The following is a 12,380-nucleotide window of genomic DNA, read 5'->3' as shown; positions in this document are numbered from 1 at the left end:
TTTTATGAGAAAAATGACGCAAAAATAAAAACCTTTCCATCTTGAGGAAAGGTTTGATGCATCAAATTCGCGCCTTTCACTCTTATCGTTCAAGGAGTGTTTCCTTGCATCAGGTTAGCACCTTTGCTCAGAGAATAAACCTTCCACTGGTCATTTCTTCTACAGCAGGTTGCTGGGTTTCACAGGGCCTGTCCCTCCACCAGCTCGGGATAAGAGAGTATCCGTTCAAAACCCAATGATACTCAACATTAAAAATATAGTCAAATATTTTGTGAACTGCCAGCATAATTCATCATCCATTCTATAAGAGCATTAAAACAAAATAAGGATGAATTTTCAGATAAATAGTATAAATTATTCCCCTTAATGTGTTATACTAATGTAGAGATGTAAATGCTTTCATCCAATTCATATATAAAGGAAGGTTTTCATCAGATGGCACAAATACGTGTAAAAAATGAAGTTGACCAGTTGCTGCAAGGGGGGAATATACAATTCCAGCTATCTGTTCCCCGCCTGGTTGAAAAGGTACTTTCACGGAGGGAAGGAAGCCTAACAGCCACCGGGGCTGTGTGCGCCTCTACTGGCAAGTATACCGGGCGTTCACCCAGGGACAAATTTATAGTCAAAGAGGCTTCCACTGCCGGATCCATTGATTGGGGAAGTGTTAATGAACCTGTTTCCGATGAGGTATTTTCAAGGCTTTACACCAAAGTGCTCGATTATTTAAGAGGCAAAGAAGAAGTATTTGTGTTTAAGGGGTTTGCTGGAGCAGACAAAAAATACAGACTTCCAATTCAGGTCATAAATGAATATGCATGGCATAATTTATTCGCCCATCAGCTGTTTATCAATCCTTCCGAAGAAGAACTGGAAAGCCATGCAGCCGAATTTACCATTATTTCTGTCCCGGATTTCAAGGCGGTGCCTGAGTTGGATGGAACAAGATCAGAGGCCTTTATTATGATTTCATTTGAACAAAGGGTCATACTAATCGGGGGCACTCAATATGCAGGTGAAATGAAGAAGTCCATCTTTTCTGTCATGAACTATCTCCTGCCTGAAAAGGGTGCACTTCCTATGCATTGTTCAGCCAATGTTGGCCGAGAGGGTGATGTTGCCCTGTTTTTCGGTTTATCCGGCACAGGAAAGACCACACTTTCTGCCGATCCCAACAGAAGGCTTATCGGAGATGATGAACATGGCTGGTCTTCCAACGGAGTTTTCAATATTGAGGGCGGCTGTTATGCAAAGTGTATTAATCTTTCAAAAGAAAAAGAACCTCAAATATTCAATGCAATCCGTTTTGGCTCTGTTTTAGAAAATGTCGTTGTCCGTCAGGAGACGGGTACCCCGGATTATAATGATGGCTTTTTAACTGAAAATACAAGAGCTGCCTATCCAATCGGGGCAATTGATAATATTGTTGTCCCAAGTGTAGCAGGACATCCCAATACGATTGTTTTCTTGACAGCTGATGCTTTCGGCGTGCTGCCGCCAATATCAAAATTATCAAAAGAACAGGCGATGTACCATTTCCTGAGCGGTTATACCTCCAAGCTAGCAGGAACAGAACGTGGCGTTACTTCACCGGAAGCGACTTTTTCCGCTTGTTTTGGTTCTCCGTTCCTCCCGTTGCCTGCTACCAGATATGCCGAGATGCTAGGTGAAAAAATTGATGAATACAACACGAGAGTGTATCTGGTCAACACAGGATGGACCGGCGGTAATTATGGAACCGGAAGCAGGATTAAACTTGCTTACACACGGGCAATGATCCAGGCAGCACTGGAAGGGGAATTAAATGATGCTGAAACAGTAAGGGATGAAATATTTGGCCTGAAGATACCCCTTCACGTACCAGGGGTGCCGGATGAAGTGCTGATGCCTGTTAAAACGTGGGCAAATGAGGAAATGTATTTCAAACAAGCACGGGATCTTGCTGAAAAGTTTAAAACAAACTTTAAAAAGTTTACAGGCGTTTCTTCTGAAATTGAAGAAATAGGAGGCCCTTTGGCCTAGCACATGACAGAACAGGGCAGCTGCAAACGAAGCAGCTGCCCTGTTATCATTTTTTATCTATTTAATTCGTTGTGTTGAGTGATAACAGCTGGTAGGTTAATACAGTAGATTCATCCGCCCATTCCACTTTTTTGATTACGGCAGTTCCGCTGGTATCCCCTTCAATCGTCTTTTTTACTTCAAGCGGTATCCCTAAAGGATATAGCCTGTAGCCTTCCTTCCGAAGAACAAACAAATTTTCTTCAATTCTTTCCTCCCGGCCTTTCGTGACAATCATTGTATTTAGCTCTAGCGGCATCCCCATTTGACGCACTCCTTCCAGGGTTCTTTATCTTATTTTATCATTTTTGGGCCTGACTTTTCATCCACTTCGTTAAATCTTTTACCACCCGGCGGTTCATCGCAGGAGGGAAATAATGTGTATATTCCTGGAAGTACCAGCTTGTCACCGGTTTGCTCAATTCATTAAGCCGCTTCTCCAAACGAAGCGAGTGCTCTATGGAAACATTTTTGTCTTTTTCTCCATGAATGATTAACACTGGGGATTCGAGCTGCTCCAGATTATACAGGGGGGTTCTGTAGCGGTAACGTCCCGGAAATTTTGCCGGAGTGCCTCCAATCACTCTTTTCATCATTCTCCTTAAGTCTTTTCTTTCCATATACGTCAAAGCAAGATCGCTTACTCCTCCCCATGTGACCATGGAAGCCGCATCCGGGTATTGAATCGCTGTCAGCAAGGCCATCACCCCACCGCGCGAGAAACCAAATATATGTACTTTGTTTACTCCAGGGCAGGCTTTTAATAACTCATATCCTGCAAACGCATCCTGTCTGTCACTGCCTGCAAAATCCTCGTTTCCCTCTCCTCCCCGATTTCCACGGTAAAAAGGAGCAAAAACTACAAAGCCTTCCGATGCAAACTGCGCAATTCTTGCCGGTCTTACCTGGCCTACATTCTTGATTCCGCCCCGTAAATATAAAAATCCATCGAATCCGTCTCCTTCAACCGGCTTTGCCAACAATCCCTTCACTTTCAAGCCCCCAGAGTAATAAGTAACCATGGAAAGAGTCACATTCGGATTCGGGGAAGGAAACTTGTAAGAGGAAATAATCTTTCCATCCGTTTTCATTATGTTCACCCCTTGCCCTTATTCGTGAACGACTGACATAGGCATTCACACATTTTTATGGATTTCATACGATATCACTAACCAATTACAATAATTATGCTAATTCAAAAGGAGGTATATTCGATGAAAAAGTGGATCAAACCAGCATTAACTTTATTCATTATTCTCGTTTTGATTATTCCTTTGGCTTCCTGTGGGCAGGAAAAAATCCAGACCATTCGCATAGCCGAGGTCACCCGCTCTATCTTTTATGCTCCCCAATATGTTGCCCTTGCAGAAGGTTTTTTTGAGGATGAGGGATTAAAGGTCGATTTGGCCACTACTGCGGGAGGCGACAAGACCATGACAGCGCTGCTTTCGGATGGCGCCGATATTGCCCTTGTGGGTTCTGAAACCTCCATTTACGTTTACGCCAGGGGATCGAGTGACCCAGTTATCAATTTCGCTCAATTAACACAGACCGACGGCACCTTCCTCGTTTCCAGGAAAAAAGTTGAAAACTTCACTTGGGACCAATTGAAAGGATCCACCTTTCTCGGACAGCGCAAGGGCGGGATGCCTCAAATGGTTGGCGAGTTTGTTCTAAAAAAACACGGAATCGATCCTCGCAATGATTTGAATCTGATTCAGAACATTGATTTTGCCAATATTGCCACTTCCTTTGCGTCCGGAACTGGCGACTACGTCCAGCTGTTCGAACCAACTGCCAGTATCTTTGAAAAAGAAGGCAGAGGTCATATTGTCGCATCCTTTGGTACAGAGTCCGGTCATGTACCATATACCACTTTTATGGCAAAACAAAGCTTTATAGATGAAAATCAGGAAATAATCGAGAAGTTTACCAGAGCAATCTACAAAGCACAGCAATGGGTATACTCTCACAGCTCAAAAGAGGTTGCCGAGGCAATCCAGCCTTATTTCGAAGACACAGAAGCCAAAGTTATTGAAATGGTCATCGACCGATACAAAGGACAGGAATCTTTTGCAAAGAATCCAATTTTGGACGAAGAAGAATGGAAGAACCTGCAGAATATCATGAATGAAGCAGGGGAACTTCCACAAGAAATCAATCATGATACCCTTGTGAACACAAAGATTGCCGAAGGAGTCATGAATTAACGGAGGGAGAGAAGGTAGATGGACTTTTTAACTCTAAAAGGGATTTGCCATACGTATTTCACTAAATCCTCCTTCACAACGGCTCTGACCGATATCTCGCTGGATGTCAGGGAGGGTGAATTCATTTCCTTCCTGGGACCAAGCGGCTGCGGAAAGACCACCCTGCTCTCAATCATAGCCGGCTTGCTGAAGCCAACAGAGGGGTCTGTCCTTCTTGAAAATAAACCCGTAGAATCCAAAAAAAATGACATTGGCTATATGCTTCAGCAGGATTATCTTTTCCCCTGGAAAACCATCGAGGAAAATATCCTCCTGGGCTTAAAAGTAAACGGCCGCCTGACTGCGGACAGTAAAGCAAAAACGCTGCACCTTCTTGAAAAGATGAGCCTGGGGAAGGTAGAAACGTCCTATCCTAAACAGCTGTCGGGCGGGATGCGTCAACGAGTGGCTCTTGTCAGGACTTTGGCTACTGAACCTAAGCTGCTGATGCTGGATGAGCCTTTTTCCGCACTTGATTACCAAACGAAACTAAAACTGGAAGATCTGGTTTCCTCCACCTTAAAAAGCTTTAAAAAAACCGCTATTCTTGTCACACATGACATTGGGGAAGCAGTTGCCATGAGCGACAGAGTATTCCTGCTCTCGCCCAGACCAGGCAAGCTTCACAAAACGTTTTTTATTCCGGAGGAGATACGGTCAATGTCCCCTTTCAATGCCCGCAGCCACCCAATGTTCAATGAGCTTTTTCAGTCCATATGGAAGGAGCTGGAGTCCCTTGAGCCTGAATAATGACATAAAGCTTCTTCATAATAAATATTTAACGGGCTTAAAACGTGAAAAAAAACTGGTTCGCTTTTATCAGCTGCTTATCTTCCTTTTGTTTTTTTCCAGCTGGGAAATAGCCAGCCATCATTCCTGGATCGATCCCTTAATCTTCAGCTCCCCATCAAAGATTTGGGACCTGTTGATCATAAAAATCCTTGATGGCTCCCTTGCAGTGCACCTTAGCTTCACCCTTCTTGAAACGGTTTTGGGGTTTATCATCGGAACATTGTCAGGAACGCTGCTCGCAGCAATTTTATGGTGGTCTCCAATCCTTTCAAAGGTTCTCGATCCTTATCTGGTCATATTAAATGCAATGCCAAAAGTAGCATTGGGGCCAATATTGATTGTTGCTCTCGGGCCTACCCTAACCTCCATCATTGCCATGGGTGCGATTATATCTGTCATCATCACAACGATTGTGGTCTATACATCTTTTAAGGAGGTAGATCCCAATTACTTGAAAGTATTGCAAACCTTCGGGGCAACGAGGTCACAATGCTTCAAAGAAGCGATTTTGCCTGCATGTTTCCCAACAATCATCTCTACATTAAAAGTAAACGTCGGATTGTCATGGGTGGGAGTCATTGTAGGAGAATTCCTTGTTTCATCCAGAGGACTAGGCTACATGATCATTTACGGTTTCCAGGTGTTTGATTTTACCCTGGTGCTTCTTTCCTTGCTGGTCATTGCCGTATTTGCAACGATTATGTATCAGCTTGTAGAACTTCTGGAAAAGAAACTGATAAAAAACGGATCAGCTTAGCAGTGAAAAGCGGCCTGCTTTACCGCCTGGCCGCTTCCAGATGCAAAAGGCACATCCGTACTACATCATCTTTCATGATAAAACTGTAATGGGGCTTAATCCGCTCAGCTAAAATGTCTCCAGACTCAATTACCGGGCCATTGGTTTCAAGATAATCATTCCTCGGATCGATACTGTCTATTTCCGCATAATAGATTCGCTTGATAAAGGAACCAACAGGTGCTTCTGAAGATACTTGATATTCGCCAAGAAACGACAGCTTGCTAACAATCCCGCCCGTTTCCTCATAAACCTCACGGGCAGCCGATTGTTCCAGCGTTTCGCCATTTTCTTTTTTTCCACCGGGGAATTCCCAGCCTCGCAATTTATGGTCAGTCAACAGCCAGCTCTCCTGATACTTGCATAGAACAAGTACATGATCAGGCTCTCTTCCAAACGCATTCAAATTAAACGAGAGCACAACTTCATAACCGTTCGCATCTTTAAAATGCTCCATATATATCCCTCGCAAATCCATAGTTTTCCCTTTTATGATTATACAACGAATAGCTGCGAGGGCAATGAACATTGTTTTTATCCAGCCTGCCTAATACTTTTACTTATTGCCAGGCAGGATTCCCATGCTTTCAATATGACTTTTTGCTTCTTGATCCCCAAGCTTATGGATCATTTCATATATTCGCAGCAAGGATTGATCCTGGGCATCATTTTCCCTGTCATAGTGATATTGGACATAAGGAACATGGGCCCGGAAGAAATTTTGCCAGTCCGTTGAATAATTTTGGTCAAATTCCTCCCTGAGCATCGTGATTTCCTCGTCATTTGCGTCAACTTTAAAATTCCAGGAAGATGCGGTCGCACTTTGCGATATTTCCCCTCTTCCTACGTCAATATAGTAGGTTTTTTTTCCGTCTGCCATGGATTATTCACTCCTTTGATGCCTTTTATTTTCTCCATCTGCCTCCATTAATACTCTTAGATAAAAAATCAGAATATATACTGTTTGCCAAGTTTGTTTTCGTGTTAAAATAAAAATGAAAAAGGTATTGTTTATCATTGAAAAGGAATAAATACTTTATTGAAGGGTATCTACTAATTATAAAACATCAGACTTGCTCAATGGATAAGAATCAAACTTGAAAGAAGAGGTGAGAAACATGAAATTGATCGACGAACTTTATGAGTTATATCGCAATAAATTGACTGGTGACGAAGAAGACATTGATATGCTTGCTTTTGCCTTCCTGGAGGAAATGAATCGGGAAGACTTGCTCCATATTATTAAAGAATTGGACACTCAGGAACTTTATGACCTTATGGGTATTTACCTCATCGAAAGCCTGAAGGGAAAGTTTGCCCAGGAGGAGTATGGTCAGCATCGTGCTCCATTATTTCCATCGCGCAATATCCATTGATCCATTTCAATACATACATATTAAAAGCCCGCCTTTAAGACGGGCTTTTAATATAGAAAAATAAGCTTGCAGACCTCGTTAAGCCTGCAAGCTTTTTTATTCTTAACCGAGATATGCTTTGAACATCCATAAGTGCTTACGGACGCTTTTCTTGACGCCCAATAGCATATCGGCAGTGCCTTCATCTTCAACCTTTTGTGCCAGCTCGATCCCGGCCTGCAATTCATCCACAATTCTAGAAAAATCACTGCTTAGAGCCTGGATCATATCATTCTCATTTTCATTTCCTGTTGCCTCTTCAACTGTAGCAAGCTCAAGGCATTCTCTCATTGTCCCAACAGGTTTTCCGTCAAGGGCGAGAATTCGCTCTGCAAACTCATCCACTATTACGGCCGCTTCGTTGTACAATTCCTCAAACTTAGTATGAAGAGTAAAGAAATGTGGTCCTTTTACATACCAGTGAAAGTTATGCAGTTTTGTGTAAAGGACAGTCCAGTTCGCTACCTGCTGATTGACAGCTTGTATTAGTTCGTTTGACATAAAAAATCATCCTCCTAAAGCATATATTCCCCAGGCCCGTACCTATTAAAACATTTAAGGCAGTTAACTCCTTGCACAGAAACATGATAAAATCATTATGTAGCAAAGGAGGACTTTTTATGTATGCTGTACTGGTCGTTTCTGTCATCATTGTTCTTGCCGTACTGCTGCTCGCTGTTTTGACAACATCGAAAGCCTATACTTATAAGCACACCGTCGATCCTCTTGATGAGAATCCCAACATTAAAACGGATTCAAATTCAATTGATCAGGAAAAAAAATAACGAAGCCTGTTATCGGCTTCGTTATTTTTATGCAAACACTTCTTTAAGGTCTTCTTTGCTCTGATCCAGCCAAAAGCGCATCAAACGCTTCGCACCTTCCAGATCATGAAGCTTTGCCTGGCCACATTGTTTTTCATTGGCCGCAGGAATTTCAGTAACCTCGACTGCCGCTTTCATCGTATCCTCAAGAAGATCAATAATGTCCTCAACAGTAGGTGTACCGCTTACCACTAAATAGTACCCCGTCTGGCATCCCATCGGAGAAATATCAATAATATCAAAGTGGCTGTGTTTCTCGGCATGTTCACGGATATTAAACGCTAAAAGATGCTCGAGAGTATGGATCGTATCGGGCTTCATAGCCTGTTTGTTCGGCTGGCAAAAACGAATGTCATATTTATTCACAACTCCATCGCTGCCCACCTTATGGACACCACAGTGTCTTACATAAGGAGCTTTAACGGCATTATGGTCAAGTTCAAAGCTTTCTACTGAAGGCATATATCAATCACTCCTTTTCGTTATCCCCATTATCATACATGAAATCCCTTGTTCTTTCATCAGTTTTCTCACTTTTTCATCTTTAGACGATAGAGAAAAGATATGGTATTGTGAAGATAAAAGGAGTGACCTGCCTTGTTAAAAAAAGCATTGTTAAGCTTATTTCGCTTTTATCAAGTCGTTATTTCGCCGCTTAAACCCCCAAGCTGCCGATTTTATCCTACATGCTCCCATTATGGTATTGAAGCTGTTCAGCGATTTGGGCCTTTTAAAGGCGGACTGTTAACCTTCATCCGAATTATGAAATGCCACCCATTTCATCCTGGAGGCTTTGACTACGTACCGACGGAGTGGCCAAGAAAAAAGAGAATTAAGACTCGTAGCCGTTAATGACCAGATCAAGCTTTCCTGTAGCGGGATCAATGACTAGTCCATGCACCGGAATTTCTTTAGACATCAAAGGATGGTTGTTGATCATGTCCACACTGTGGGCTACGCTTTCTTTTACATTTTCAAATCCCTTCAGCCAGCCGTTAACATCAATTCCTGAATACGCGAGAGTTTCCAGCGTTTCTTCACTGATGCCTCGTTTTTTCATTTCCTCAAGCATAATTTCCGGCTTCATCCCGCTCATCCCGCAATCATGATGCCCAATTACCAAAACCTCATCAGCCTGCAGCTGGTAAACAGCGACAAGCAAACTCCTCATAATACTCCCAAAAGGATGCGCCACAAGAGCCCCTGCATTCTTGACGATTTTTACATCGCCATTTCCCACATTAAGAGCCTTTGGCAGAAGCTCCAGCAGCCTTGTATCCATACAAGTTAAAATGACCATCTTCTTATTGGGAAATTTAGTTGTTTCAAACTCTTCATACTTTTTTTCAGCAACAAACTTTTCATTGTGATTCAAAATGTTTTCCAGTAATTTCATAAGATACCTACTCCCTTAAAAATTATTCTTTATTCAATAGGATACCTTAATATTTTTTCTTCGCCAAATATCTTCCTTGATTTTTTTTAATTTTTTATGTAAGATACAAAAGTACAAATCGTAATCATTACGTATTATTTGATTTATTAAGAATATGAATATCTTGTAAATCGTAATCAATTCGTTTTAAAACATGGAGGTATTTATGAAAAAAAATGGGTTATTGACTGTCATATTAATAATTGGTTTGCTCCTTACAGGCTGTGGAAATGCTGAAAAGGAGAAAGAGAACGAGGCTGCGGAAGACGCTCTTCAGGTGTTTACCACTGTCTATCCACTACAATATTTCACCGAGAGAATTGGCGGAGAATTTGTAAATGTCCAGACCATCTATCCGCCTGGTGCTGATGAGCATACCTTTGAGCCTTCGCAAAAGGATATGATCAAGCTTGCGGACGCCGATTTATTTACTTATGTCGGCCTGGGCCTTGAAGGCTTCGTAAGTAAAGCAGAAGGTATCCTGGAAAAAGAAGATGTTGTGATGCTTGCTGCAGGTGAAAACATTCATTTTGAAGATACTCAAGGGGTAGAAAACACCCATGAGGAGCATAGTGAAGAAGAGCATTCTCATGAAGATGAATCCGGCCATGAGCATGATGACCATGACCATGATGGCCATGACCATGGCGATATTGACCCCCATGTGTGGCTGGATCCCATTTACTCCAAAGACCTTGCCGCTGCAATCAAAGACCAGTTAGCGGAATTGGCACCGGATCATAAAAATGTCTTTGAACAGAATTTGGCTGACCTTGAGAAAGAATTGGATGAACTTAATTCAGGGTTTAAAAAGGTCACTCAATCTGCAGCCCACAAGGAAATTATTGTTGCCCACTCTGCGTACGGATACTGGGAAGAACGATATGGAATTGAGCAAATCAGCATTTCGGGACTTTCTACGGCAAACGAACCTTCACAGAAGGAATTGCAGGAACTGATTGATCATGCGAAAAGCAGCGGCTTGAAGTACGTTCTCTTCGAGCAGAATTTCAACTCAAAACTGGGTGAAGCGGTACAAAAGGAATTGGATGCGAAAGCCCTGACCCTTCACAATCTTTCCGTTTTAACTGAAGCAGATATTGAACAGGACGAAAATTACTTCAGCCTTATGGAGACAAATCTTGAAACGCTTGATACTGCTTTAAATAAATAGATTCCTCCTCCCTGACCGGGGAGGATTTTTTTTTACATTTCATCCTGTTATTACATAGGTTAAGCAAGGCGGTACAGAGAAGAATAAATCATGTATCAACCAATAAAAGGAGTGATACCGAATGGCAAAGGATGTTTTATGTGAAGTGAATAACTGTCAATACTGGGCAAAAGGCAATCTTTGCAGTGCAGACCGGATCTATGTTGTGAGTAATTCAGGAGAAACCGCTGATAACAGCAGGGAAACCGACTGCAAAACGTTCGAACCTGCAGACGCGTTAAGTTAAATAAAACAGGCAGAGGATTCTGCCTGTTTAGACCGCTCATTCCAAATTCCCCTTAGGACCAAAAAACTCAAAATGGATACGTTCCTCTGGCACTCCCAGTTCTCTTAAGGAAGCGTTAATTGATTTCATAAATGGAACTGGCCCGCAAAAATAAAATTCCGCATCATCCAGTTTTATATAATCTTCGAGCCATTCTCTTGATATATATCCCTTAAAGTCGAATAAGTTCTGCTCCTGGTCCTCATTCAATGGCTGGTCATAAAAAACAATTGATTTGGCATTCCCTCTTGCTGATGCACGTTCAATTTCGTCACGAAGAGCATGGACTTTACTATTTCCAGCAGCATGGATAAACGTAACCGGCCGTTCCGGCTGCAAATCCACGATGGCATTGAGCATGCTTGCCAATGGAGTTATTCCGACACCTCCACTTATTAAAACGAGTGGGTTATCCTTCTCCATATCAAGGATAAACTCTCCTGCAGGAGCACTGATGCTCACAGCATCCCCTTTATTCACGGCGTCGTGGAGATAGTTGGAGACAATTCCCTCCGGTTTATCATTTCCAGATTCCCTTTTTACGCTGATCCGATAATAATCCTTTCCGGGGGCATTAGACAGGCTGTATTGACGGATATGCGTAAATCGTTCTCCTTCTGCCTCAATCTTAATTGAAATATATTGGCCCGGCTTGAACTGTGCCGGTAAAAATCCATCCTCGGGCTTCAAATAAAACGAAGTGATTACGTCACTTTCTTTTACCTTATCGACTACAACAAATGGCTTAAAGCCTTCCCAGCCTCCCAGCTGTTTTTTTGCTTCGTCATACATTTCTGCTTCAATGCTGATGAAAACATCTGCAATTATGTTATAAGCCCTTCCCCACGCCTCGATGATTTCGTCGGTCGCAGCTGGCCCGAGTACATCTTTTATCGCTCCAAGCAGATGAGTTCCGACAATAGGGTAATGCTCGGGTTTAATTCCCAGACTCCGATGCTTATGGGCGATTTGCTTTACAGCAGGAATAATGGCTTCCAGGTTGTCTATGTAGCTTGCAGCTGCATAAACAGTGGCCGCCAATGCCTGCTGCTGCCTCCCTTGCTTTTGGTTTGCATGATTAAAAATATTCAACAGTTCTGGATGGGCTTTAAACATTTGCTGATAAAACACCGTGGTGATTTTCTCACCGTATTCAGCAAGCACCGGAACAGTAGATTTAATCACATCAATGGTTTTTTGATCTAACAAAGCCAACACTTCCTTATCTTTTTTAACATTTACATAGTGATTATAAAAAAAATTGAAAGTAAAGGAAGTGATATAAATCACACTAAATGCAAAAAAAAAC

The 12,380-nt window shown here is 42.3% G+C and carries 17 protein-coding genes and 1 riboswitch; of the genes, 9 read left to right on the top strand and 8 right to left on the bottom strand.

The window, feature by feature from the left end:
* Positions 1-79: 79 nt before the first annotated feature.
* A riboswitch (SAM riboswitch) is annotated at positions 80-216 on the bottom strand.
* A 219-nt stretch (positions 217-435) separates the two neighbouring features.
* Positions 436-2,022 carry a phosphoenolpyruvate carboxykinase (ATP) gene (gene pckA, locus EV146_RS13415; RefSeq protein ID WP_132007011.1) on the top strand — a complete coding sequence of 529 codons (1,587 nt, stop codon included), beginning with the start codon at positions 436-438 and terminating at the stop codon, positions 2,020-2,022.
* 61 nt (positions 2,023-2,083) lie between these two features.
* On the opposite strand, the gene EV146_RS13410 is transcribed toward pckA, so the two are convergent.
* Positions 2,084-2,326, bottom strand: a complete 243-nt coding sequence (locus EV146_RS13410; RefSeq protein ID WP_132007008.1) for a DUF2584 domain-containing protein — start codon at positions 2,324-2,326, stop codon at positions 2,084-2,086.
* Between the two features lie 37 nt (positions 2,327-2,363).
* A complete protein-coding gene (locus EV146_RS13405; RefSeq protein ID WP_181215877.1) occupies positions 2,364-3,152 on the bottom strand; it encodes an alpha/beta hydrolase family protein in 789 nt (262 codons plus the stop codon).
* Between the two features lie 123 nt (positions 3,153-3,275).
* Here EV146_RS13405 and EV146_RS13400 point away from each other — a divergent pair, with 123 nt between their 5' ends.
* Genes EV146_RS13400 through EV146_RS13390 form a run of 3 tightly spaced genes read left to right on the top strand, consistent with a single transcriptional unit; the run spans position 3,276 to position 5,859 of the window.
* Entirely contained in the window at positions 3,276-4,271 is a 996-nt protein-coding gene (locus EV146_RS13400) for an ABC transporter substrate-binding protein (RefSeq protein WP_132007005.1), read from the top strand.
* Between the two features lie 18 nt (positions 4,272-4,289).
* Positions 4,290-5,060: an ABC transporter ATP-binding protein gene (locus EV146_RS13395; RefSeq protein ID WP_132007002.1), complete on the top strand. Its 771-nt coding sequence runs from the start codon at positions 4,290-4,292 to the stop codon at positions 5,058-5,060.
* Positions 5,047-5,859, top strand: coding sequence for an ABC transporter permease (locus tag EV146_RS13390; RefSeq protein ID WP_132006999.1), 813 nt, complete (start codon positions 5,047-5,049; stop codon positions 5,857-5,859). The genes EV146_RS13395 and EV146_RS13390 overlap by 14 nt, the downstream gene beginning before the upstream one ends.
* 19 nt (positions 5,860-5,878) lie before the next feature.
* Here the strand turns inward: EV146_RS13390 and ytkD are convergent, their stop codons facing one another.
* Both ytkD and EV146_RS13380 read right to left on the bottom strand, forming a co-directional pair.
* The gene (gene ytkD / locus EV146_RS13385; protein ID WP_132006996.1) at positions 5,879-6,355 is read right to left on the bottom strand and encodes an RNA deprotection pyrophosphohydrolase; all 477 of its coding nucleotides are present in this window, start codon (positions 6,353-6,355) and stop codon (positions 5,879-5,881) included.
* Between the two features lie 99 nt (positions 6,356-6,454).
* Positions 6,455-6,778, bottom strand: coding sequence for a hydrolase (locus tag EV146_RS13380; RefSeq protein WP_121611352.1), 324 nt, complete (start codon positions 6,776-6,778; stop codon positions 6,455-6,457).
* A gap of 238 nt (positions 6,779-7,016) precedes the next feature.
* Here EV146_RS13380 and EV146_RS13375 point away from each other — a divergent pair, with 238 nt between their 5' ends.
* The gene (locus EV146_RS13375) at positions 7,017-7,274 is read left to right on the top strand and encodes a DUF6154 family protein (protein WP_121611351.1); all 258 of its coding nucleotides are present in this window, start codon (positions 7,017-7,019) and stop codon (positions 7,272-7,274) included.
* Positions 7,275-7,376: 102 nt separating this feature from the next.
* Here the strand turns inward: EV146_RS13375 and EV146_RS13370 are convergent, their stop codons facing one another.
* Positions 7,377-7,814 carry a Dps family protein gene (locus EV146_RS13370; protein ID WP_132006993.1) on the bottom strand — a complete coding sequence of 146 codons (438 nt, stop codon included), beginning with the start codon at positions 7,812-7,814 and terminating at the stop codon, positions 7,377-7,379.
* A 119-nt stretch (positions 7,815-7,933) separates the two neighbouring features.
* Here EV146_RS13370 and ytzI point away from each other — a divergent pair, with 119 nt between their 5' ends.
* Positions 7,934-8,098 carry a YtzI protein gene (gene ytzI, locus EV146_RS13365; protein ID WP_132006991.1) on the top strand — a complete coding sequence of 55 codons (165 nt, stop codon included), beginning with the start codon at positions 7,934-7,936 and terminating at the stop codon, positions 8,096-8,098.
* Between the two features lie 27 nt (positions 8,099-8,125).
* Here ytzI and EV146_RS13360 read toward each other — a convergent pair whose 3' ends face one another.
* Positions 8,126-8,599 carry an S-ribosylhomocysteine lyase gene (locus EV146_RS13360; RefSeq protein WP_132006988.1) on the bottom strand — a complete coding sequence of 158 codons (474 nt, stop codon included), beginning with the start codon at positions 8,597-8,599 and terminating at the stop codon, positions 8,126-8,128.
* 135 nt (positions 8,600-8,734) lie between these two features.
* Here EV146_RS13360 and yidD point away from each other — a divergent pair, with 135 nt between their 5' ends.
* A complete protein-coding gene (gene yidD / locus EV146_RS13355; RefSeq protein ID WP_132006985.1) occupies positions 8,735-8,989 on the top strand; it encodes a membrane protein insertion efficiency factor YidD in 255 nt (84 codons plus the stop codon).
* Here yidD and EV146_RS13350 read toward each other — a convergent pair.
* Positions 8,970-9,533, bottom strand: coding sequence for a beta-class carbonic anhydrase (locus EV146_RS13350; protein WP_121611346.1), 564 nt, complete (start codon positions 9,531-9,533; stop codon positions 8,970-8,972). The genes yidD and EV146_RS13350 overlap by 20 nt on opposite strands.
* Before the next feature lie 205 nt (positions 9,534-9,738).
* On the opposite strand from EV146_RS13350, the gene EV146_RS13345 reads away from it, so the two are divergent.
* Together EV146_RS13345 and EV146_RS13340 are read left to right on the top strand one after the other, a co-directional pair.
* Complete coding sequence (locus EV146_RS13345; RefSeq protein ID WP_132006982.1) at positions 9,739-10,746, top strand: metal ABC transporter solute-binding protein, Zn/Mn family; 1,008 nt, start codon at positions 9,739-9,741, stop codon at positions 10,744-10,746.
* 121 nt (positions 10,747-10,867) lie between these two features.
* Positions 10,868-11,032 carry a DUF1540 domain-containing protein gene (locus EV146_RS13340; protein ID WP_121611344.1) on the top strand — a complete coding sequence of 55 codons (165 nt, stop codon included), beginning with the start codon at positions 10,868-10,870 and terminating at the stop codon, positions 11,030-11,032.
* Between the two features lie 36 nt (positions 11,033-11,068).
* On the opposite strand, the gene hmpA is transcribed toward EV146_RS13340, so the two are convergent.
* Positions 11,069-12,280: an NO-inducible flavohemoprotein gene (gene hmpA, locus EV146_RS13335; protein WP_132006979.1), complete on the bottom strand. Its 1,212-nt coding sequence runs from the start codon at positions 12,278-12,280 to the stop codon at positions 11,069-11,071.
* Positions 12,281-12,380 lie beyond the last annotated feature (100 nt).

Origin of the sequence: Mesobacillus foraminis (assembly GCF_004340465.1) — a bacterium.
GTDB lineage: Bacteria > Bacillota > Bacilli > Bacillales > Cytobacillaceae > Mesobacillus_B > Mesobacillus_B foraminis.
The sequence above is the reverse complement of the archived record's forward strand: the minus strand, read 5'-3'. Positions and strand labels throughout refer to the sequence as shown.

What these genes read in the sequence shown, in the direction of transcription:
- pckA (WP_132007011.1), top strand. Translation starts at nt 436, where the DNA reads ATGGCACAAATACGTGTAAAAAATGAAGTTGACCAGTTGCTGCAAGGG.
- EV146_RS13410 (WP_132007008.1), bottom strand. Translation starts at nt 2,326, where the DNA reads ATGGGGATGCCGCTAGAGCTAAATACAATGATTGTCACGAAAGGCCGG.
- EV146_RS13405 (WP_181215877.1), bottom strand. Translation starts at nt 3,152, where the DNA reads ATGAAAACGGATGGAAAGATTATTTCCTCTTACAAGTTTCCTTCCCCG.
- EV146_RS13400 (WP_132007005.1), top strand. Translation starts at nt 3,276, where the DNA reads ATGAAAAAGTGGATCAAACCAGCATTAACTTTATTCATTATTCTCGTT.
- EV146_RS13395 (WP_132007002.1), top strand. Translation starts at nt 4,290, where the DNA reads ATGGACTTTTTAACTCTAAAAGGGATTTGCCATACGTATTTCACTAAA.
- ytkD (WP_132006996.1), bottom strand. Translation starts at nt 6,355, where the DNA reads ATGGAGCATTTTAAAGATGCGAACGGTTATGAAGTTGTGCTCTCGTTT.
- EV146_RS13380 (WP_121611352.1), bottom strand. Translation starts at nt 6,778, where the DNA reads ATGGCAGACGGAAAAAAAACCTACTATATTGACGTAGGAAGAGGGGAA.
- EV146_RS13375 (WP_121611351.1), top strand. Translation starts at nt 7,017, where the DNA reads ATGAAATTGATCGACGAACTTTATGAGTTATATCGCAATAAATTGACT.
- EV146_RS13370 (WP_132006993.1), bottom strand. Translation starts at nt 7,814, where the DNA reads ATGTCAAACGAACTAATACAAGCTGTCAATCAGCAGGTAGCGAACTGG.
- ytzI (WP_132006991.1), top strand. Translation starts at nt 7,934, where the DNA reads ATGTATGCTGTACTGGTCGTTTCTGTCATCATTGTTCTTGCCGTACTG.
- EV146_RS13360 (WP_132006988.1), bottom strand. Translation starts at nt 8,599, where the DNA reads ATGCCTTCAGTAGAAAGCTTTGAACTTGACCATAATGCCGTTAAAGCT.
- EV146_RS13350 (WP_121611346.1), bottom strand. Translation starts at nt 9,533, where the DNA reads ATGAAATTACTGGAAAACATTTTGAATCACAATGAAAAGTTTGTTGCT.
- EV146_RS13345 (WP_132006982.1), top strand. Translation starts at nt 9,739, where the DNA reads ATGAAAAAAAATGGGTTATTGACTGTCATATTAATAATTGGTTTGCTC.
- EV146_RS13340 (WP_121611344.1), top strand. Translation starts at nt 10,868, where the DNA reads ATGGCAAAGGATGTTTTATGTGAAGTGAATAACTGTCAATACTGGGCA.